The sequence below is a fragment of the Streptomyces sp. DSM 120436 genome (genome assembly GCF_055778765.1).
In genome coordinates, this window is sequence record NZ_JBSKBS010000002.1 from 368,250 (window position 1) to 388,634 (window position 20,385).

The following is a 20,385-nucleotide window of genomic DNA, read 5'->3' on the forward strand; positions in this document are numbered from 1 at the left end:
CAGGTGCAGCAGGGCGCTGCCGGGGGTGACCCGACGCCAGGCGGCCATGAGCCGCCTGCCCCGGCGGGCAGTTCGAACGGGACGCTCAGGCGAGGAAGGCCAGCCTTTCGCGTCGGACGGGGTGCAGGAAGCCCTCCCCGGAGACCCAGCGGGCGACCTCGGAGACGGCCGTGTCGGCGAGCCGGCGCCACTCGTTGCCCCGCGAGCCGACGAGGTGCGGGGTGAGCAGGACGTGCTCGCAGTCCCACAACGGGTGGTCGGGCGGCAGGACTTCGGGGTCGGTCACGTCGAGCACGGCGCGGATGCGGCCGGCCACGGCGGCGTCGGTGAGCGCGTCCTGGTCGACGACCGCGCCGCGTGCCGTGTTGATGAGCACGGCGCCGGGCCGCATGGCGCCGATCAGGTCCCGGGAGACCAGTCCGCGGGTCTCGGGCAGCAGCGGGGTGTGCACGCTGACCGTGTCGCCGCGCCGGAACAGTTCCGCGAGTCCGACGGTGCGCACACCGAGCCGCGCGGCCTCGTCGTCGTCGACGTACGGGTCGTGCAGCAGCACCTCGACGTCGTGCGGGCGCAGCAGGTCGATCACCCGGCGGCCGGTGAGGGACGCGGACAGGATGCCGACGGTACGGCGGTGGTTGCCGACCGAGCGGGGGGTGCGCAGCCAGTCGGCGCGGACGCGGGCGGTGCGGTAGTCGCGGGCGCTCTCCAGCACCCGTTTGCCGGTGAGCAGGATCATCGCGAGGGTGTACTCGGCGACCGGCACGGCGTTGGCCGCGGCGGCGGACGACACCTCGACGCCGCGGTCCCAGCAGGCGTCGGTGACATGGCCGCGGACACTGCCGGCGGTGTGCACCACGGCCCGCAGCCGGGGCGCGCTCCGCAGCACGTCGTCGTCCAGGGGCGGACAGCCCCAGCCGGTGACGAGCAGCTCGCGGTCGGCGAGCGCGGCGCGGGCGGCGGGCGTGGTGAGGTCCTCCAGCACCGTCGGGGCGAGGTCGCACAGGGCGGCGAGGGCGGCACGGGTCTCGGGGTCGAGGACGGCCGCGGCGACGTCCGGGGACATGGCGAGGGCGGCGCGGGGACGGGGGCCGGGCGTGGGCTCGGTCATGTGGGGCGGTGACTCCTTGCGTGGGCGTTCACTGCACGACGCCGGCGGTCGGACCGCTGCGCCGGAAGCGCTGGAACGGGCCGAGGGCGAGGACCGGCGGCACCACGGCGAGCAGCGATCCCGTGACGGCCACGGGGCCGTGCTCCGGCGGGGCCGGGGCGGAGCTGCTGCGGGCGTCTCCCTTCCGCTTCCGTGGGCCGCTCAGCGGCCCGCGCTCGCGCGGCTCACTCGAGCACGACGGTGACACCACAGCGTTCGAGGTGCGCGACGACCTCCTCGAAGTAGGAGAGACCGTTCTCGAGGTCGTACACCACGTCCGCGAGTGCACGGCGGGCGACCTCGGAGTCGTGCCACATCAGCGTGAAGGGCGGGACGACGCCGAAACCGCCGCCCAGGCAGTCCCCGAAGGCGTTCCACTCCCGTCCGAAGTAGCGGCCGGGTCCGAGCAGGGCTTCGGCGAGGGCGCAGTGCAGGCCGGGGACGTCCGTGACGAACCGGCCGTCGAGCCGGTGGACTCCTGCGCGAGGAGGTGTCTCACCGGGACGTCCCGCCCCCACTCGGCGTGTTCCTCGACGTGCACTCGCCCCCCGCCTCCTCCCGTGCCGGCCGGTCACGCCTCGCGCGTGCGGATGGTCATGCCCGGTCTGCGGCGGTGGACGGTGAGATAGGTGAGGCCGTCCGGGCCCGCTGCCAGGGCGCGGGTGGATCCGTGGGGCAGCCAGGTCAGGGTGCCGGTGGGCAGGGGGTGTTCGCCGTCCGGGGCGGTGAGCGTGCCGTGGCCGGCGAGGACCAGCAGGAGGACGTCGAGGTCGGGCTCGCGGTGGGTGTCCACCCGGTGACCGGGCGGCAGGCGGACGACGTTGGCGTCGAGCTGACGGCCTGACTCGGCGAGCCGCCACAGCGCGCCGGCGGCCCCGTCGCCGGCGGCGGCCAGTGCGGCCGTGTCGCAGAGGATCCGAGGCAGGGGTGCCTCGCCGTCCGGTGTGCCGGTGTGCTCCGACGTCATGGATCGCCGCCGTCCGTCCCGATTTCCCGGCCGCGCCGGGGGTCACGCGCTTGCTGTCGTGCGGGAACCTAGCACGCGGCCGGGGCCAGGGCGGCGAGCCGGTCCGTCAGGGGGCGGTCGGTGTCCTCGGGACGTTCCTGCCGGCCCCGGTGGCCGCAGCTCTTCAGGATGTGCGAGGCCACCAGGCCGGGCAGCGTGACCGGGAGGACGTCGATCGCGTCGGCCAGTTCACCACCGACGCACAGGGACGGCTGGGCCGGCGGAGCCCCGTCGTACGCGGCGAGGTCTTCCCGATCCCGGTCCGCGGCACGGTGGCGGGCCGGCGCCCCGCTCGACCTCGTGCACTCGGACTCCCCAGAGAGCGGCTCGGGTTCGGTCTCGCCGAGCCACCTGGACAGCCGGTCCGCCGGGAACCGTCGCGGAGGGTTCCGCCCGGCCCGGCGAAGTACGGCGAGGGCGCGCCGGGTGCGGGCATGGTGTCGGCGGACAGGGCCGCGTGGACCCCGGCGAGCCGGCCCCGTACGCCGGGTTCGATCCCGGCCTCGGCGCGGCCCGGTTCCTGGAAGCAGGAGACGTGGAACTCCTCGTCGCCGCCCATCGACGCGAAGGCCGTGCCGGGCCTCGGCCCGCCGCGCGGGGCGTAGGGCACGCTGAGCGTCGCCACCGCGCGGAAGGCGTCCGGCCGTATGAGGGCGGCGTCCGTGGCGACGGACGAGCTCCCGTCGTGGCGGTTCCGCACATCCCGTGCCGCGCACCCGTGTTCCGCCGTCAGCCGCCGAACGCCGCCGCGTTCTCCCTCACCCACCGGGCGAAGGTGCGGGCCGGACTGCCGGTCACCTTCTCCACCGTCGGCAGCACCGTGCGACCGGCTTCCGGCGGATCGGTGCGCATCGTCAGGAAGAACTCGATGTCCTCGTCCGAGTAACCCTCCCGGTGCCACTGCGCGACGATCTCGTCCCGGGACAGCTCGACGTAGCGCACCTCGCGGCCGAGCACCTCGGCGAGGACACGCACCTTGTCGGACGGCGTCAGGGCCTCCGGCCCGGTGAGCCAGTACTCCCGGCCGGCGTGCCCGTCCCGGGTGAGGGCCACGGCGGCGACCGCGGCGATGTCCGCCTCGTGCACCATGGCGCTCCTGGCCTCGGGGAACGCCTCACGGACCACGCCTTCGGTCCTGACCGACTCCGCCCACTCCAGCGCGTTGGACATGAACTCCACCGGTGACAGGCGCGTCCATTCCAGGCCGGCGGCCTCGACCGCCCGCTCCAGCGGGCTCTGCTCCACATCGCCCCCCAGCACGGTCACCCGGCGCACGCCGGCCCGGCGCGCCAGGCCGGCGATCTCCTCGCCGTTGGTCAGCGGGGAGAAGTCCCCGCCGTCGAAGCTGATCAGGTGGGCGGCCGTCACCCCGTCGAACACCCGGGCAAGGCTCGCGGTGTCCGCCAGGTTCCCGGCGACAACCTCCGCACCCGCCGGGAGACCGGCCTTTGCCGGGTCGCGGGTCAGCGCGCGCACCGGGTGGCCGGCCGCGAGCAGCTGCTCCACGAGGGGACGTCCGACATGGCCCGTGGCACCGGTCACGAGAATCGTCATGGGAATCTCCTTCACGTCGTGCCGCCGACGCTAGGAACCCTCGCGGTCACCTCCTGGCCGCGATCGGTGCGAGACTCCCGCCATGCTGGACACCTCGGCGCGGCTGCTGCGTCTGCTCGGTCTGCTGCAGACCCGACGGGACTGGTCGGGTCGGGACCTGTCGGACCGGCTCGGGGTCAGCGCGCGGACCGTGCGGCGCGACATGGACAGACTGCGCACCCTGGGCTACCCGATCGAGGCCGTCGGCGGTGTCGGGGGCGGTTACCGGCTGGGGACGGGCGCCTCGCTGCCCCTGCTGCTCCTCGACGACGAGGAGGCGGTCGCCGTGGCGGTAGGGCTGCGGACGGCCGCGTCGGGCGCCGTCACCGGCATCGCGGAGACCTCGGTCCGGGCCCTGGCCAAACTGGACCAGGTGCTGCCGTCCCGACTGCGCCACCGCGTCAACACGCTCGACGCCGCCCTGGTCACCGTGCCCGTACCGGGCCCCACCGTCGACCCGTCGACGCTCGGCACCATCGCCTCGGCCGTACGGGACCGTCACCGGCTGCGCTTCGACTACGTCTCCCACGACGGCGAGCGCACGGTGCGTGACGTGGAGCCGTACCGGCTGGTGCACGAGGCGCGCCGCTGGTACCTGTTCGCATGGGACACCGGACGGTCGGACTGGCGCCGGTTCCGGGTCGACCGGTTGGAGCTGCGGGTGCCCGCCGGCCCCCGCTTCGGCTCCCGGCCGCTGCCGGCCGAGGATCTGGTGGCGTATCTGTCGGCGGGCCGTACCACCGACCGGTACCGCTACCGGGCCGTGCTGACGATGCGCGGGTCGGCGACGGAGGTGGCCGCCGAGGTGCCGACGACGCTCGGCACGGTGGAGCCGGTCGACGACGCGTCGTGTCTGTTGCGCATCGGCTCCGACAGTCTCGATCATCTGGCGGTGTGGGTGGCCACGTTCGGCTTCGACTTCGTGGTGCACGAACCGCCGGAACTGGTGGAGCGGCTGCGGACGCTGACCGCCCGGCTGCGGCGGGCGGCCTGGCCCGGGGGCGAACCGGTCGAAGCCGGCCGCTGACCGCGATCAGGAGGCCCGCGGTCGCCCTCCGGCGGTGCTCGTGGACGGCGTCGTCCGCTCCCTGCGGGAGATCGAGCGGCGGGGGGCCACGGGCGTCCTCGCCGTGAAGTGCCTCTCCCCGCTCGGCCCGCGCGAGGAGGCGGGGAGGCGGAAGTGACGGGCGAGGGCGCCCGCCCGCCGCGGTGCGCGGCTGCGGACGCCGGACGGTGCGGCGTCCGCGTCGTCCCGGTCGGCGCCGGCTGACCGCCCGGTGCGGGTCGGCCACCCCGTGTCCGCCGTCCGTACCCGCGTGCCGGTCCGTCGTTTCGTCGTTCCGCGCTGTGCAATGATCCTGGCGGGCCCGGGGGTGCGCGTGCGCCGTGGTGTCGTCGGCGGGCTCCGGCACACGAGAGGAATGGACGGACGTGACCGCGCAGGGACCGGACGACGGCGGAGCGCCGCGGGATCGGGAGGACGGCGTGCCGTCCCTGCCGGACGACGTCTGGCAGCGGTTCCTCATGGACAGCGAGCACGCCATCCGCACGTCCGCGCCGAAGGAGCCCTCCGCACGGCAACGGGCGGCGGGGCGGTCCCCGCACCCGGCGCCTCAGGCACCACCGCGGCCGCCCCGCCACGACACCGCGGACGCCGTCGGCGACCTCTGGCACCCCGACGACCCCTGGGAGGGCCCGGCCTGGCGTGAACTCGACGGGCGCGCCCGGCTGCGCCGGGTCGGGCGCGTCGTGGGGACGGCCACCGCGATCGCCCTGGCCCTGGGCGCCTGGTCCCGGCTGTCCACCGGCACCGGCGCCCCTGCCGAGGGGCCCGGCGACACCGTGCTCCAGCAGTCCGAGGAGGCCCCCGTGACGCTGCCCCCGGGGACGTCCGTGCCGGCGGGGCTCACCACCCCGTCGGCCACCGGGATCCAGACCGGCTGACAGGTCCGGCCGACAGGTCCGGCCGAAAGATTCGGCCGACGGACCCGGCCGGCAAGGCCGCCTGACGATCCGGCCGGCACGCCGTCGCCCCGCGCCGTGTGATCACGACGCGGGGCGGACACCGTCCGCTCAGCCGCCCAGCGCCGCCAGGACGACCGCCTCGGCCTCCTCCTGCACCCGGCGCAGGTGTTCGGGGCCCCGGAACGACTCGGCGTAGATCTTGTACACGTCCTCGGTCCCCGACGGGCGGGCCGCGAACCAGGCGTTCTCCGTGGTCACCTTGATGCCGCCGATGGACGCGCCGTTGCCGGGCGCCTCGGTGAGCACCGCGGTGACCGGCTCCCCCGCCAGGGCGGCCGCGGTGACCTGGGCCGGTGAGAGCTTCGCCAGGCGGGCCTTCTCCTCGCGGGTCGCCGGGGCGTCGATCCGCTCGTAGGCGGGCTCCCCGAAGCGCTCGGTCAGTTCGGCGTAGTGCCGGGACGGCGTCTTCCCGGTGACCGCGGTGATCTCGGAGGCGAGCAGCGCCAGGATGATGCCGTCCTTGTCGGTGGTCCACACCGAGCCGTCGCGGCGCAGGAAGGACGCCCCCGCCGACTCCTCGCCGCCGAAGCCGAGCGTCCCGCCGATCAGTCCGTCCACGAACCACTTGAAGCCGACCGGCACTTCGACCAGCTCGCGCTTCAGGTCGGCGGCGACGCGGTCGATCATCGCGGACGACACCAGGGTCTTGCCGACGCCCGCTCCCGAGGGCCACCGCTCGCGGTGCGCGTACAGGTAGCCGATCGCGACGGCGAGATAGTGGTTGGGGTTCATCAGGCCGGCGTCCGGGGTGACGATGCCGTGCCGGTCGGCGTCAGCGTCGTTGCCGGTCGCGATGTCGAAGCGGTCGCGCTGTCCGATGAGGGACGCCATCGCGTGCGGCGACGAGCAGTCCATGCGGATCTTGCCGTCCCAGTCGAGCGTCATGAACCGCCAGGTGGGGTCGGTGAGCGGGTTGACCACCGTGAGGTCCAGCCGGTGCTCCTCGGCGATCCGGCCCCAGTAGGCGACGGACGCGCCGCCCAGCGGGTCGGCGCCGATGCGGACGCCGGCCGCGCGGATCGCGTCCAGGTCCAGCACGTTCGGCAGGTCGGCGACGTACGTGCCGAGGTAGTCGTACCGGCCGGTGCCGGGCGCGGCGAGGGCGCGGGCGTACGGGATGCGGCGGACGTCCTTGAGTCCGCCGCGGATGATCCCGTTGGCGCGTTCCTGGATCCAGCCGGTGGCGTCCGAGCCCGCGGGCCCGCCGCTGGGCGGGTTGTACTTGAACCCCCCGTCGGCGGGCGGGTTGTGGGACGGGGTGACGACGACGCCGTCGGCGAGTCCCGTGCCGCGGCCCCGGTTGTGGGTGAGCACGGCGTGCGAGACGGCCGGGGTGGGGGTGTAGCCGTCGGCGCTGTCGACGAGCACCGTCACGCCGTTGGCGGCGAACACCTCCAGGGCGGTCACCCGCGCCGGTTCGGAGAGGGCGTGGGTGTCCGCGCCGAGGAAGAGCGGTCCGTCGGTGCCCTGTGCGGCGCGGTACTCGCAGATGGCCTGGCTGGTCGCGGCGATGTGGTCCTCGTTGAACGCGGCCGCCAGCGACGAGCCGCGGTGCCCCGAGGTGCCGAACGTGACGCGCTGCCCCGGGTCGTCCGGGTCGGGGCGGAGCGCGTAGTACGCCGTGACCAGCCGAGCGACGTCGACGAGATCCTCAGGGCCGGCCGGACCGCCCGCTCGCTCGTGCTGCATGTGCCCACTCCTCCGCAAAAGGTCGGTTGTCACGCTTGCGGAGACATCTTTCCCCGCCGGGGCGTCGCCGCGCGAACGGGGTCCGCTCCGGCCCCCGGTGCCGTCAGATACGTCCGCCGGTCATCCGGGTCAGGGGCCCGTGGGTGTGACGCTCCGCACGACGGCCCACCGCGTAGGAGGCGGCCGTCAGCGCGGTCAGTCCGGCGGCCGCGCCGGCGGCGACCAGCCTGCGGTTGGCGATGACCGTCCAGGCGGTCTTGGCGCCCGCGGCGACCTGCCCGGAGGCGGTGACGACGGCCCGGCGGCCGGCCTCCACGCCCTTGACGGCGGACTGGGCGGCGCCGTTCGCCGCGCGGGCCGCGCGCTGGGTGCCGGACGCGGCCGCCGACGCGGCGTCGGTCGCCTTGCCCGCGGCGCCGTCGGCGGCGCTCTTCGCGGACCCGGTCGCCTTGTCGGTGGCGTTCGCGGTGGCCGACTTGGCCTTGGACGCCGCGGACCCGGCGGTCGAGGTCTTCCGGTTCGTGTTCTTGTTCTGTTCGGTCATGGACACCTGTTTGCCGCAGTCACGGGCGGCAAACACATCCGGTCACGAGGCGCTGCCCACGGTCGGCGATCGTCAACGCACCGGAAGCGGGCGGTGTTTGAGATTCCCGCCCCGCGCCGGGCTGTACCCGGCCGCAGGGGGTAGAGAGGTAGTCGGAGGACGGCGGGGACGCACCGCCGACGCTACCGAGAGGAGCTGTCATGCCCGGCATGGTGGAGCGCATCAAGCAGTTCGCCCGGAGTCCGCAGGGACGCCGCACGACCGAGCAGCTGCGGCGGGCCGCGTCCGACCCCCGGCGGCGGGCGCAGGCCCAGCGGCTGCTGGGACGGCTGCGCGGCGGCCGGCGCTGAGCCGGCCCCTCGCCCGCGCCGTCCGGCACGCACCCGTGCGGACGGCAGGCCGATGACCGGAGATGACCGGAAAGGACTTCATGAAGGAATCGTCGGTCCGCACCGTGGGATGGGCCCGCTCCCTGCCGATGGGCCAGGGGGTCAAGGCGGCCCGTGACTGGGCGCAGGAGCACCTCGCCTCCCTGGGGTGGGACGAGACCGCTCCCGAGACGGTCCACGACGTGCTGCTCACGGTGTCGGAGCTGGTCACCAACGCACACGTGCACGCCGGTACCGACGCGCAGCTGGTGATGTCGTGGGACACCCGCTGCCTGCACATCTCGGTGCACGACGGGTCCGCCTCCCTGCCCACGCCGCGCGAGCCGAGCGAGGAGCGGGTCGGCGGGCGCGGCATGCTGCTGGTCGACGTCCTGGCCGACACGTGGGAGGCCCGCCCCTGTCCCCACGGCAAGACGGTCACCGCCTGCTTCCGGTCGCCGGAGGCCGACGCCTCCGGATGATCGCCCCGGCGCGGGGCGCGGACCCGGCACGGCCTACGATCGGTCGGGCCGACCCCCGCAAGGAGCCCCGCACGGTGACCGCCGTACTGCCCCCGTACCCCGCCACGCCCGCCCTGCCGGCTCCGCGCCGGCTGACCCGTACCGAGGACGGTGAACGGCTGCACGCCCTGCTGTGGACCGCCGGGCCCGAACGCCGGATGATCAGCAGCGCGGTGCTGGGCGGCGGCATCGGCGAGCGGGCCTGGGTCCTCAACGCACAGGTGGCGCACGGCTACCGGCGCACCGACCCGGAGCGGCACCTCGCCTCCCTCGCCGCGGACGCGGGCGTGCGCGGTCCGGGAGTGGGCCTGATGACGGCGGCCGACGTGTCGTCGTACGCGCACGCGCGTGACGCGGGGGCCGAGGCGTTCGTCACAGCGGGGATCGACGTGCGCGGCTGGGCCGCGTGGCCCGGTGAGGGCGCGGCGGGCGCCCCGGATCCCGGCACCGTCAACGTCGTGGTGGCCGTGCCGGCCGCGCTGTCCGACGCGGCCCTGGTGAACGCGGTGGCCACCGCCACGGAGGCGAAGGTCCAGGCGCTGGTGGAGAGCGGGTACGACTGCTCCGGCACCCCCACCGACGCGGTGTGCGTGGTCGCCGACGCTCCCGCCCCGCACCGGGAGGCGCACGCGTTCGCCGGGCCCCGGTCGCTGTGGGGGGCGCGGCTGGCACGCGCCGTGCACCGGGCCGTACGGGACGCCGTGACCGCGGCCGACCGGGACCGTCCCGCCGTCCGCCGCCGGACATGAAACACCTGTTCCGGGGTACCCGGCGCCCCATGGACTGCCTGGTCGAGCAGGCAGGTTGCTTCGCGGGCACAGATGGGGGACCGTTGCCGCCGTACCTGCTCACGCCGACGAGAAAGGGGGTGGGTGCGCGGCGCGCACCTCGTTCGTGATTCCTTCCCCCGGTTCCGGCGCCGGTCCGTGCGATACGCGCGACGGATCCGTTCCCACGTGGGACGACGCGCCCTGCCCTGTGCTGGTGCTGGACACCTGCGGCCGGATCGTCGGCCGCAACCGCGCCGCCCGCCGCCTCACCGCGGCCTCCCTCGCCTCCGACACCCCGCCGTCCTGGCTGGCCGACGCGCACCGGCGCCAGGTCGCCGGAACCGACGGCCCGACGGCGGACGCGCCGGCCGGGGCCTTCGGCGACCGCTCCTACGAGGCCCGGCCCTCCCCCACCGGAGACGGCCACGTGGCCTGGTGGCTGTTCGACCGTACCGATCTCGTGCGGGCTCAGGCGGCCGTGCGGGAGACCCGTGAGCGGGCCGACGCCACCTCCGACCTCTTCAGCACCCTGCTGTCCTCCCTCAACGTGCCGCGCTGCGCGGAGGTCGCCGCCCGGATGGCCACCGACCACCTCGCCGAGGCCGCCGTGCTGATCACCCCGCCGATCGGCCACCGGTACGCCGTCACCCGCGCCCTGCGCGGGCAGCGGGTGGTGCGGGAGACCCGGCAGATCGACCCGCTCACCGTCCCCGGCCTCGACGAGGCCCTGCGCGGCTTCCCGCCGGTGCCGGCCCGCTGGATCAACCCGGACGCCGTACCGGACTGGGTGGTCCCCGAGGGCTTCTCCGGGCCGGTCGGCTCCGTGCTGGTCACGCCGCTGCCCGGGCACGGGGTGCCCGCCGGCGCCCTGATCCTGCTGCGCTCGGACACCGAGAAGGGGTTCTCGCCCGAGGAGGAGGTCTTCGCCCGGCTGTTCGCCTCACGCGCGGGCACCGCCCTGTCGGCGGCGCGCCTGTACAGCGAGCAGACCGCCATCACCGGCACCCTGATGCGGGAGCTGCTGCCGCCGCCGCTGAGCCGCGTGCACGGCGTCGACTACGCGGGCCGCTACCGCACCGCCATGGACCACGAGCGGGTCGGCGGCGACTTCTACGACGTCCACCCCGGCCCGGACGAGTCCGCCGAGACGTTCGTCGCGCTGGGCGACGTGGCCGGCAAGGGACTGGACGCGGCGGTGCTCACCGGGAAGATCCGCAACACGCTGCACGCGCTGCTGCCGCTCGCCTCCGACCACCTCCGGGTGCTGCGCATGCTCAACAGCGCCCTGCTCACCTCCCACCACGCCCGGTTCGCCACCCTGGTGCTGGCCTCCGTGAACCGCCAGGACGGCGGCTCGGTACGGCTGCGGCTCACCAGCGCCGGGCATCTGCCGCCGCTCGTGGTGCGCACGGACGGCCGGGTCGAGGAGATGCCCACGCAGGGCACCCTCGTGGGCGCGCTGCCCGAGGTGACCGCGCGCACCGTGGAGACCGTCCTCGCCCCCGGCGACACGTGCCTGCTCTACACCGACGGCATCACCGAGGCCCGCGGCGGGCCCCTGGGCGGCGAGCTGTTCGGCGAGGAGCGGCTGCGGCAGGCCCTCGGGGGATGCGGCGGCATGCCGGGCGAGGCGCTGGTGGAACATGTGCAGATGCTGGCAGCGCAGTGGCTGGAGCCGGGCAGCCGGCACGACGACATGGCCGTCGTCGCCATCGGCGCCCCGCGCAACGGCCACCCGGCGGACGACGGCGCACCGGCCGGTGAGCACGGACGAGCACGGAGGAAGGCATGAGCGGTCCCCGGTCCTCGGCCGGTGAACTGGGCGAGGCGCTGTGGAAGGCGGTCATCGAGGGCGACGAGTACGACGCCGTCGACGTCGTCCGCGGCGCCCTGGCGGACGGCTGGCAGGAGGAGGACCTGCTGCTCGACGTGGTCGCGGCGGTGCAGGCGAGGGTCGGTGTCGAGTGGGCGGCCGACCGCATCAGCGTCGCCCAGGAGCACGCCGCCACGGCGATCAACGAGCGGGTGATCACCGCCCTCGCGCATCTGTCCCCCGGCATCCGGCCGGCAACCCGCCGGGGCCGGGTCACGGTGAGCTGTGTGGACGGCGAATGGCACGCGTTCCCGGCGCGGCTGGTCGCCGAGACGCTGCGGCTGCGCGGCTGGCAGGTGGACTACCTCGGCGCGCAGACGCCGACGCCGCACCTGGTCGCCCACCAGCACCACACCGACTCCGACGCCGTGCTGCTGTCCGGGTCGATCCCCACCCACCTGCCGCGGGCGCACACCGCCATCACCGCCTGCCGGTCGGTCGGCGTGCCGGTGGTGGCGGGAGGCAGGGCGTTCGGCGTGGACGGGCGGTACGCGCGCGCCCTGGGCGCCGACGGGTGGGCCCCGGACGCACGGGGCGCCGCGGCCGTGCTGGAGGCCGGGCTGGACAGGCCCACGGGCGTCCGGCAGGCCGTCGACGACCTGCCGCACCTGGCCGACCAGGAGTACAGCATGGTCGCCCAGTCGCGCGGCCGGCTGGTCAAGGAGACGCTGGCGGAGCTGGAACGCCGTTTTCCGCCGATGCGGGAGTACAGCGAGGCGCAGCGGGAGCGCACGGCGGAGGACCTGGCGCACGTCGTGGACTTCCTGGCCACCGCCCTCTACGTGGACGCCGTGGAGGTGTTCACCGACTTCCTGGGCTGGACGGCGGACGTGCTGTCCGCGCGCAACGTCCCGCCGCACTCCCTGGTGACCGGCCTGGACATCCTCGCCGACCATCTGCACGACTTCCCGCGCGCCCTCGGCATGGTCCGCGCCGGCGCCGCCCACCTGACCGGCAGGACCGACCCGGCGGTCACGGACACGGTGGTCTGACGGGAGGGGGGCGTGAGCGTCACGCTCCCCGGGGCATGAGCGGTCGCGCTCCCCTCCTGTCCCGTCACCTCCGGCGCCCCACCGCCCCCGCCAGTCCGCGCAGCACCGCGCTGCGGCCGCGGTCGGGGACCGTCCAGAGCGGCTGGCCCCGTACGCCCCAGCGTTCCAGCAGGGCGTTCGCGGCGAGGAAGCCGGTGGTCGCCGCGCGTTCCATCAGGGCGACCGGCAGGGACGTGCGGACCAGGTCGCCGGCCACCATCAGGCCCGGGTCGGGCGTGCGGACCGTGGGCCGGTCCTCGTAGCCGCCCACCGGGAAGAGGGGGCAGTCGGTGCCCCACTCGTGGCGGGCGTCGACGATCGCCGCGCTCCGGGTCTCCGGGTAGATCCGGTGCAACTGGTCGAGCAGCCGCTTCTGTTCGACCTCCGGGGACGACTCCGGGGGCAGGGCGTAGGCGTGCAGTTCGACGACGGATCCGCCGGTGCGGGCGGCCCAGCGGGCGGCCTCGTCCTCGTACCGTTCGAGGACGCTGACGTTGTCGAGGGTGCCGTAGCCGCTGGTGCCGAGGAAGCCGGGCCGGCCGGGGGCGACCGGGCGGTCCAGCCAGAGGCGGGAGACCAGGAACGGCGGGGCGTTGCGCAGCCGGGCGATCCGCTCCCGCCAGGGTGTGTCGCCGAGCCGGACGGAGCGGTCGACGAGGGCGCGCAGCCCGACGGCGTCCAGGGCGAGCACCACGGCGTCGTGGCGCTGCTCGTCCCGGTCGGTGGCGACCGCGTACCCCCCGTCGTCCAGGGGTTCCACGCGCGCGACGGGGGTGGAGGTGCGCAGGGTGGCGCCGTGCCGGTCGAGCAGGGCGGCGAGCGGGTCCCACAGGGCCGCGGGGAAGGGCGCGGCCGGCACGTCGAACAGCAGGCCCTCGGAGGAGCCGAGGAAGTAGATGTGGAACATCAGCGCCATCTCGGCCGCCGACAGCAGCCGCGGGTCGGCGAAGAAGCTGCGCGAGAACACCTCGAACGCCAGGTGCCGGGCGCTGCGCGGGAAGCGGACCGCGTCGAGGAAGTCGTGCGCGCTGACGGAGTCGAGGCGTTCGTACACCTCGGGCACGCGGACGTCGAGCAGCGGCAGCGCGGCCGCCGCGTCCATCCGGGGCAGGTCGCGCAGCGGGAAGGACGGGCTGAGCGCGGCGAACCCGAGCGCGCTCCACGGCGGGGTGCGGGGCACGTGCCGGAAGCTGTCGCAGGTGCCGTCGCTGTGCCGCAGCGGGTAGTCGGGCAGCGGGGTGAGGCGTTCCAGGGCGGGGTCGGTGCGCCGGAGCAGGCCGCGCAGGTTGTAGTACTGGCGGAAGAAGGCGTGGAAGCCGCGGCTCATCGTCGCGGGCGTGCCGTCCTTCAGGTCGACGGGCCAGCCGCCGACGCGCCCGCCCAGGTAGGGGCGGGCCTCGTAGAGGGTGACGGCGACGCCGCGTTCGGCGAGGGCGGTGGCGGCGGCCAGTCCGGCGATGCCGCCGCCGACGACGGCGGTGCCGGGCCGGCGGTCGCCGTCGACGCGCGGCGCGCCGGGCGGGGGCATCAGCACGCGGGCGCGGCGGTCGCGTCCGCGGCGGGCGGCGGCGGGACGGTGCGGGCGGGTCATCGCGCGGACTCCGTGGCGGTGAGGGGCCGGCGCCCGGTGAAGGTGTGGGTGATGCCGGTCTGCCAGCCGGGCAGCGGCAGGCGGCGCACGCGCTCGAAGCCGTTCGTCCGCAGCCGGTCCGCGAACCGGTCGGCGGTGTCGAACTCCACGACGCTGCGCCACAGATGGCGGTACAGGTCGCCGTCCCCGAGCAGGGTCGCCACGGGCTGGACGACGCCCCGGCAGACCAGGGTCCACACGGCACGGTCGGTGCGGCGTCCGCCGAGGGTGTACTCGTGCACCGCGAGACGTCCGCCGGGCGCGAGCAGTGCGCGCACGCTGCGCAGGACGGCGTCGGGGTCGGTGACGTTGCGGAACAGGTAGGCGGCGAAGACCGCGTCGAAGGGCCCGGTCACGCCGGCCTGCGCGAGCCGTTCGGCGGGCGCGTGGGTGAACGTCACGTTCGGCGGCCAGGTCTTGGCGGCGGCCCGTTCCAGCATGCCCGCGGAGGCGTCCACGGCGGTGACGTCCGCGCCCGGCAGCACCTCGGCGAGTGCGGCGGTGGAGGCGCCGGTGCCGCAGCCGAGGTCGAGCACGCGCAGCCCCTCACCGCCGCGGGGCAGGCCGAGCCGGCGTGCGGAGCGGCGCAGATGGGCGTGGTAGCCGGGGTTGGCGGCGACCAGGGTGTCGTAGCTGCGGGCGGCGTGGTCGAAGGCGGCGGCGAGGTTCTCGTCGCGCAGGAGGGTCATGGGGTCTCCGGGGTGGCGGGGGCTGGGCGTGTCGGGGCGGTCAGGGGCCTTCGTAGGGGCGGCGGGGCAGGCCGGGCAGTTCGAGCGCGGAGCGGAGCATCGGGCCGACCGGTGCGTGCAGGCCGACGGCGAGGTCCTCGTGCAGGCGGGTGTCGCCGTCGAGGAACCGCAGCAGCCGGCGCATGGGGACGCGGTCGAAGAGCCGGCAGAACAGGGCGGGCCCGTCGGCGCGGCCGCCGGCCAGGGCGCGCAGCAGCACGGCGTCCATGGCCCGGGAGCGGGCCGAGTGGGCGGGCGGCGGCGTCGGGCGGCGGCCCTCGCGCAGGGCGGCGGCGACGGCCCGGGTCTGCCGCTGGAGACCGGCGAAGGTGTAGCCGGTGGAAGGGCGGGTGGCGCCGCCCGCGGCCCCGATGCGGAACACGGACTGGCCGGTCTGCCGGGGCATCACCGCGTCGGTCATCGGGATGACGCCCGTCTCGGTGGACAGCACCTCGAGGTCGCCGAGCCGCAGCACGTCGTCCGTGTAGTGCCGTACGGCCGCCTCGTAGGCGTCGGGGGTGAGGGGCCGGGGGGAGAACTCGGTGTACTCCACCAGGGCGTCGTGCCGGCCGAGGGGCAGGACGTAGCCGAAGGACAGGCCGTCGGCGGGCTGCGGGGTGCGGAAGTCCATCAGTTCGGCGGTGCCGGGTTCGAAGGCGGGCCGGGCGGTGCGCACGAACCAGCCGTGGAAGTGCTGGAGCAGCGTGGTGCGGGCGGCCGGCAGGCTGCCCGGCGGACGGGAGTCGAACACCCAGCGGGCCCGGACGGCACGGGCGCGGCCGTCGCCGTCGCGCAGCCGGACCAGCGCGCCCTGAGGCACGTCCTCCACGGTGTCGACGGTGCCCTCCACGCGCCGTACGTCCGCGCGGTCCGCCAGGTCGCGGGCGACGAGGAGCTCGAAGTCGTCGGAGCGGATCATCTTGTAGCGCAGCGGCGTGATGTCCCCGTCGATGCCGCGCCCGGCGGGGTCGCGGACCCGCAGGCGCCGCCAGGACGCGGTGACCGCGGCGTCGAAGCGGCCGGGGCCCGCCTCCCAGAAGCACCAGGTGCGGCGCGGCGGCCGCAGCGGTCCGGGCGGCGCGTCCAGCAGGGCGACGGACGGCGCACGGTCCCCGCTGCCGGGCCCGGCCAGCCGGTGGGCCAGGGACAGCCCGGCCGCCCCCGCCCCGACGATCGCGACGTCCGCGTCCAGCACGCCGGCACCACCCTCCTCCGTACGACACGACTCCGTACGCGTCCGCATGACCAGTTGTTTCCGTCCGTGTGCCCGGTCGGATCCGGGTCACTCTGAGGTGAGACGACGGGCACGACCGGGAAGGCATGCGCCGGTCGTCCGGCGTACCGGAGCGATGCGCATGCCGAGGAGAGGAAGACACCGGATGCTCCCCACTGGGGCCAAGGAACACCGCGCGGCGTTCGGGCCGCGCGCGCCGCGCCCGGCTCACCCGCCGGGACCCACCGTCCGGGTGCCGTCCGTCCGCGTGACGGCGGGGCCCGCGGACGGCCGTACGGCAGGGCGCCGCGTGCCGGGCGGGTACGCGGCCGGAGCGGGGGCCCGGCGGTGACCCGTACCGTTCCGGGGCGCACGGACCACGTCGTCGTCGTGGGGGCCGGGCTGGCCGGTCTGTCGGCGGCGCTGCACCTGCTCGGCGCGGGCCGGCGCGTGACCGTCGTCGAGCGCGACGGACTGCCGGGCGGCCGTGCCGGGCGGATGGAGCTGGACGGGTACCGGATCGACACCGGTCCCACCGTCCTGACCATGCCCGATCTGGCGGACGAGCCGTTCGCCGCGGTCGGGGACAGCCTGCGCAAGCGGGTGGAGCTGGTGGAGCTGCACCCCGCCTACCGGGCGCGGTTCGCCGACGGCAGCAGCCTCGACGTGCACACCGGGGCCGAGGCGATGGCCGCCGAGGTGGAGCGGTTCGCCGGGGCCCGGGAGGCGACGGGCTACCTGCGGATGCGGGACTGGCTGGAGCGGCTGTACCGGGCGCAGATGCGCCGGTTCATCGACGCGAACTTCGACTCGCCGCTGGGCCTGCTCCACCCGGACCTGGTGCGGCTGGCGGCGCTCGGCGGCTTCGGGCGGCTGGACGCGCGCATCGGGAGCTTCCTGAAGGACGAGCGGCTGCGCCGGGTCTTCTCCTTCCAGGCGCTGTACGCGGGCGTCCCCCCGGCGCGGGCGCTGGCCGCGTACGCGGTGATCGCGTACATGGACACGGTCGCCGGCGTGTACTTCCCGCGCGGCGGCATGCACGCGCTGCCGCGGGCGATGGCGGACGCCGCCGCCGACGCGGGCGCCGACCTGCGGTTCGGCCGGGAGGTGACCCGGCTGGAGCGCTCCGGCGGCCGGGTCACGGCGGTGGTCGCGGGCGACGAGCGGATCCCCTGCGACGCGGTCGTCCTCACCCCCGACCTGCCCGTCGCCTACCGGCTGCTCGGCGGGGCGCCCCGGCGTCCGGTGCGGCTGCGGCACTCCCCCTCGGCGGTGGTGCTGCACCTCGGCACCGACCGGACCTGGCCCGAACTGGCCCACCACACCCTCTCCTTCGGGAAGGCGTGGCGCGGCACCTTCGACGAGCTCACCCGCGCCGGGCGGCTGATGAGCGACCCGTCGCTGCTGATCACCCGGCCCACCGCCACCGACCCGTCGCTCGCGCCGCCGGGACGCCATCTGCACTACGTCCTCGCGCCGTGCCCGAACACCGACATCGGGCCGGGCGCGGCCGAGTGGACGGAGCTGGCGCCGCGCTACCGCGACTCGGTGCTGCGGGAGCTGGAGGGGCGCGGTCTGACCGGGCTGGCGTCCGCCGTCGAGGCGGAGTGCGTGGTCACGCCCGCCGACTGGACGGCGCAGGGACACGCGGCCGGTACGCCGTTCGCCACCGCCCACACCTTCGCGCAGACGGGCCCGTTCCGGCCCGGCAACCTGGTGCGCTCCGCCGAGAACGCGGTACTGGCCGGCTGCGGCACCACCCCCGGCGTCGGCGTGCCGACCGTGCTGCTGTCGGGGAAGCTGGCCGCGGCACGCGTCACCGGCGCCCGCGGCCCCGCCGGACCTGCGTCCACCTCACCTTCCGCACAGGAGGTCCCGTATGACCGAGCGTGAACTGGACGCGGCGGGCGTCACGGATCCGGCGCTGCGCGAGGCGTACCGCCACTGCCGCCGGCTCAACTCCCGGCACGGCCGGACGTACTTCCTCGCCACCCGGCTGCTGCCCGTGGAGCGACGGCCCGCCGTGCACGCCCTGTACGGCTTCGCCCGCTGGGCGGACGACATCGTCGACGCGCTCGGCACGGGCGCGGACACCGCCCGCCGGGACGCCGAACTGGCCGCGCTGGAGAGAGAGCTGGCGAAGGGGCTGCGGGACGGGGAGAGCGCCGAGCCGGTGGTGCGGGCCCTCGCCGACACGGCGCGGCGGTACCGCATCGACCACGCCCACTTCGCCGACTTCATGACCGCCATGCGGTCCGACCTGGTGGTCACCGACTACGCCGACTACGCGGCCCTGCGCCGGTACATGCACGGGTCGGCCGCGGTGATCGGGCTGCAGATGCTGCCCGTCCTCGGCACGGTCACCGACCGCGAGGCGGCGGCCCCGCACGCGGCGGCCCTCGGCGTCGCCTTCCAGCTGACCAACTTCCTGCGGGACGTGGGCGAGGACCTGGACCGGGGGCGGGTGTACCTGCCCGCCGACCTGCTCGCCGCGCACGGTGTGGACCGGGAGCTGCTGCGGTGGAGCCGCGACACCGGCCGCCGTGACCCGCGCGTCACCTCGGCGCTGCGCGCCTTCGAGGGGCTGACGCGGGGCGTGTACCGGCAGGCGGCGCCGGGCCTCGCGATGCTCGAACCGGTGTCCCGCCCCTGCATCCGCACCGCGTTCGTCCTGTACGGCGGGATCCTGGACGCGGTGGCCGAGGACGGGTACGCGGTGCTGCACCGGCGGGCGGTGGTGCCGCGCAGGCGGCGGACGGCGGTCGCCGCGGACGGACTGGCCCGGGTGGCCGCCGCCCGGCTGCGGGCCCGCCGCGCCGCCGCCCGGGCGCCCGGCCGCCCTCCGCTGACGGCGGCGGAGCCGACGGCTCCGCGGGTGGTCGAGGAGGTCGCGTGAGGGCGGGTGACGGACGCGGACGCCGGCGGCTGCCGCTCTCCCTGCGCCGCGACGCGGTGGCGTGGGAACGGCAGCGCCCCACCTGGCGGGAGGCCAGGCCCGCCCTGATCGCCGGCGCGCTGAAACGGGCGCAGGCACGCCCCTCGGGCAACTGGTACGTCGTGGGCGCCTCCCGCGACGTGGGCGGTGACCGCCCGCTGGGCCGGACGGTGGCGGGACAGGAAGTGGTGGTCTGGCGGAACGCGGAGGGGCGCGTGGTCGCCGGGCCGGGCGTCTGCCCCCACCTGGGCGCGCCGCTGCGGGACAGCCCGGTGCGCTGCGGCACGCTCGTCTGCCACTGGCACGGACTCTCCCTGAACGGCGGGACGTTCGCGGGCTGGGAGCCGTTCCCCGCGCACGACGACGGGGTGCTGGTGTGGGTACGGCTGGACGCGGTCGGCGGTGAGGAGCCGCTCGACGCGCCGGTCGTACCGCGCCGTCCGCTCCCGGCGCGCGCCCTGACGGCGGTGTACGCCGGGGTGGGCGTCTGCGAGCCCGAGGACGTCGTGGCGAACCGGCTGGACCCCTGGCACGGGGCCTGGTTCCACCCGTACTCGTTCGTCGACCTCACGGTGGCCGACGCGCCGGACGGTGCGAAGAGCTCCGACGGTCCGGGCGGGGACGCGTTCACCGTGGACGTGTCGTTCAAGGTGGCGGGCCGTCTGGTGGTGCCGGTGCGGGCGGTGTTCACGGCTCCCGAGCCGCGCACGGTCGTCATGCACATCACCGAGGGCGAGGGGGTCGGATCCGTCGTCGAGACCCACGCCACTCCCCTGGGCCCGGACGCGTCGGGCCGGCCGCGCACGGCGGTGATCGAGGCGGTGGTGGCGGCCTCGGACCGCCGCGGCTTCGCCCTCGCCCGGGCCGCCGCCCCCCTCCTCCGCCCCCTCGTCCGCACCGCCTCGGCCCGCCTCTGGCGGGACGACCTCGCCTACGCGGAACGCCGCTGGGCGCTGCGGTCGACGGGAAGGTTCCCGGGCGCGTAGCCCCCGGCCCGCCTCGTGAACACCCGGGGCGGGCCGGGCACGCCCCCGGGGTGACTTCTCCGTCCCGCCGGACGGCGGACGCCGCGGCGGGAGTGCGGTGAGCCGGACAGCGGCCGGTGAACGGGACGAGCAGCACCGGGCACCACGGGCGCGCCTGCCCGAAGGCCGTTCGGGGCGGCCGTCGACGGGGTCCCCCGCCGCGTCCCGGAGACCGACCGGCGTGCCCCGCTCAGACACTCGGCCCGGACACCGGCCGGCGGACGGAACGAGCCGCGCGAGTCGTCGCGGGTCCGCCCGTCACGCCCCCGCTCCACCACCGCGCCAGG

General features: G+C 75.8%; 20 protein-coding genes and 1 pseudogene. 11 read left to right on the forward strand and 10 right to left on the reverse strand.

The window, feature by feature from the left end:
- Positions 1-85 precede the first annotated feature (85 nt).
- The 5 genes and pseudogenes from ACWH4W_RS23520 to ACWH4W_RS23540 all read right to left on the reverse strand — a co-directional run bounded on the left by ACWH4W_RS23520 (position 86) and on the right by ACWH4W_RS23540 (position 3,707).
- Positions 86-1,108: a hydroxyacid dehydrogenase gene (locus ACWH4W_RS23520; RefSeq protein ID WP_473077842.1), complete on the reverse strand. Its 1,023-nt coding sequence runs from the start codon at positions 1,106-1,108 to the stop codon at positions 86-88.
- A gap of 224 nt (positions 1,109-1,332) precedes the next feature.
- Entirely contained in the window at positions 1,333-1,665 is a 333-nt protein-coding gene (locus ACWH4W_RS23525; RefSeq protein ID WP_473077843.1) for a barstar family protein, read from the reverse strand.
- A gap of 53 nt (positions 1,666-1,718) precedes the next feature.
- Complete coding sequence (locus tag ACWH4W_RS23530; protein WP_473077844.1) at positions 1,719-2,114, reverse strand: AraC family ligand binding domain-containing protein; 396 nt, start codon at positions 2,112-2,114, stop codon at positions 1,719-1,721.
- 68 nt (positions 2,115-2,182) lie between these two features.
- A pseudogene (locus ACWH4W_RS23535) lies at positions 2,183-2,841 on the reverse strand (alpha/beta hydrolase); the annotation flags it as partial.
- Between the two features lie 41 nt (positions 2,842-2,882).
- Positions 2,883-3,707, reverse strand: coding sequence for an NmrA family NAD(P)-binding protein (locus ACWH4W_RS23540; RefSeq protein ID WP_473077845.1), 825 nt, complete (start codon positions 3,705-3,707; stop codon positions 2,883-2,885).
- 82 nt (positions 3,708-3,789) lie between these two features.
- On the opposite strand from ACWH4W_RS23540, the gene ACWH4W_RS23545 reads away from it, so the two are divergent.
- From ACWH4W_RS23545 to ACWH4W_RS23555, 3 genes are all read left to right on the forward strand, one after another.
- Positions 3,790-4,773 carry a helix-turn-helix transcriptional regulator gene (locus ACWH4W_RS23545; protein ID WP_473077846.1) on the forward strand — a complete coding sequence of 328 codons (984 nt, stop codon included), beginning with the start codon at positions 3,790-3,792 and terminating at the stop codon, positions 4,771-4,773.
- Positions 4,774-4,807: 34 nt separating this feature from the next.
- Positions 4,808-4,930 (forward strand): hypothetical protein, encoded by a 123-nt coding sequence (locus ACWH4W_RS23550; protein WP_473077847.1) that lies wholly within the window; start codon positions 4,808-4,810, stop codon positions 4,928-4,930.
- A 247-nt stretch (positions 4,931-5,177) separates the two neighbouring features.
- The gene (locus ACWH4W_RS23555; protein ID WP_473077848.1) at positions 5,178-5,690 is read left to right on the forward strand and encodes a hypothetical protein; all 513 of its coding nucleotides are present in this window, start codon (positions 5,178-5,180) and stop codon (positions 5,688-5,690) included.
- 129 nt (positions 5,691-5,819) lie between these two features.
- On the opposite strand, the gene pgm is transcribed toward ACWH4W_RS23555, so the two are convergent.
- Together pgm and ACWH4W_RS23565 are read right to left on the reverse strand one after the other, a co-directional pair.
- Positions 5,820-7,460 carry a phosphoglucomutase (alpha-D-glucose-1,6-bisphosphate-dependent) gene (gene pgm / locus ACWH4W_RS23560; RefSeq protein ID WP_473077849.1) on the reverse strand — a complete coding sequence of 547 codons (1,641 nt, stop codon included), beginning with the start codon at positions 7,458-7,460 and terminating at the stop codon, positions 5,820-5,822.
- 103 nt (positions 7,461-7,563) lie between these two features.
- Positions 7,564-8,004 carry a hypothetical protein gene (locus ACWH4W_RS23565; RefSeq protein ID WP_473077850.1) on the reverse strand — a complete coding sequence of 147 codons (441 nt, stop codon included), beginning with the start codon at positions 8,002-8,004 and terminating at the stop codon, positions 7,564-7,566.
- A 200-nt stretch (positions 8,005-8,204) separates the two neighbouring features.
- Between ACWH4W_RS23565 and ACWH4W_RS23570 the strand changes: the two genes are divergently transcribed.
- From ACWH4W_RS23570 to ACWH4W_RS23590, 5 genes are all read left to right on the forward strand, one after another.
- The gene (locus tag ACWH4W_RS23570) at positions 8,205-8,354 is read left to right on the forward strand and encodes a hypothetical protein (RefSeq protein ID WP_473077851.1); all 150 of its coding nucleotides are present in this window, start codon (positions 8,205-8,207) and stop codon (positions 8,352-8,354) included.
- 80 nt (positions 8,355-8,434) lie between these two features.
- On the forward strand, positions 8,435-8,854 hold the full coding sequence (locus tag ACWH4W_RS23575; RefSeq protein ID WP_473079244.1) for an ATP-binding protein: 420 nt from the start codon (positions 8,435-8,437) through the stop codon (positions 8,852-8,854).
- Positions 8,855-8,928: 74 nt separating this feature from the next.
- Positions 8,929-9,642 carry an adenosylcobinamide amidohydrolase gene (locus ACWH4W_RS23580; protein WP_473077852.1) on the forward strand — a complete coding sequence of 238 codons (714 nt, stop codon included), beginning with the start codon at positions 8,929-8,931 and terminating at the stop codon, positions 9,640-9,642.
- Between the two features lie 235 nt (positions 9,643-9,877).
- Entirely contained in the window at positions 9,878-11,455 is a 1,578-nt protein-coding gene (locus ACWH4W_RS23585) for a PP2C family protein-serine/threonine phosphatase (protein WP_473077853.1), read from the forward strand.
- Positions 11,452-12,528 carry a cobalamin B12-binding domain-containing protein gene (locus ACWH4W_RS23590; protein ID WP_473077854.1) on the forward strand — a complete coding sequence of 359 codons (1,077 nt, stop codon included), beginning with the start codon at positions 11,452-11,454 and terminating at the stop codon, positions 12,526-12,528. The genes ACWH4W_RS23585 and ACWH4W_RS23590 overlap by 4 nt, the downstream gene beginning before the upstream one ends.
- 64 nt (positions 12,529-12,592) lie before the next feature.
- On the opposite strand, the gene ACWH4W_RS23595 is transcribed toward ACWH4W_RS23590, so the two are convergent.
- Genes ACWH4W_RS23595 through ACWH4W_RS23605 form a run of 3 tightly spaced genes read right to left on the reverse strand, consistent with a single transcriptional unit; the run spans position 12,593 to position 16,120 of the window.
- Complete coding sequence (locus ACWH4W_RS23595) at positions 12,593-14,158, reverse strand: FAD-dependent oxidoreductase (RefSeq protein ID WP_473077855.1); 1,566 nt, start codon at positions 14,156-14,158, stop codon at positions 12,593-12,595.
- Positions 14,155-14,886, reverse strand: coding sequence for a methyltransferase domain-containing protein (locus tag ACWH4W_RS23600; protein ID WP_473077856.1), 732 nt, complete (start codon positions 14,884-14,886; stop codon positions 14,155-14,157). Before ACWH4W_RS23600 ends, ACWH4W_RS23595 begins: the two co-directional genes overlap by 4 nt.
- A 40-nt stretch (positions 14,887-14,926) precedes the next feature.
- Positions 14,927-16,120: a lycopene cyclase family protein gene (locus tag ACWH4W_RS23605; RefSeq protein WP_473077857.1), complete on the reverse strand. Its 1,194-nt coding sequence runs from the start codon at positions 16,118-16,120 to the stop codon at positions 14,927-14,929.
- Positions 16,121-16,486: 366 nt separating this feature from the next.
- Here ACWH4W_RS23605 and ACWH4W_RS23610 point away from each other — a divergent pair, with 366 nt between their 5' ends.
- Genes ACWH4W_RS23610 through ACWH4W_RS23620 form a run of 3 tightly spaced genes read left to right on the forward strand, consistent with a single transcriptional unit; the run spans position 16,487 to position 20,059 of the window.
- A complete protein-coding gene (locus tag ACWH4W_RS23610) occupies positions 16,487-18,031 on the forward strand; it encodes a phytoene desaturase (RefSeq protein WP_473077858.1) in 1,545 nt (514 codons plus the stop codon).
- Positions 18,018-19,034: a phytoene/squalene synthase family protein gene (locus ACWH4W_RS23615; RefSeq protein WP_473077859.1), complete on the forward strand. Its 1,017-nt coding sequence runs from the start codon at positions 18,018-18,020 to the stop codon at positions 19,032-19,034. Before ACWH4W_RS23610 ends, ACWH4W_RS23615 begins: the two co-directional genes overlap by 14 nt.
- Entirely contained in the window at positions 19,031-20,059 is a 1,029-nt protein-coding gene (locus ACWH4W_RS23620; protein ID WP_473077860.1) for a Rieske (2Fe-2S) protein, read from the forward strand. The genes ACWH4W_RS23615 and ACWH4W_RS23620 overlap by 4 nt, the downstream gene beginning before the upstream one ends.
- Positions 20,060-20,385: the final 326 nt, after the last annotated feature.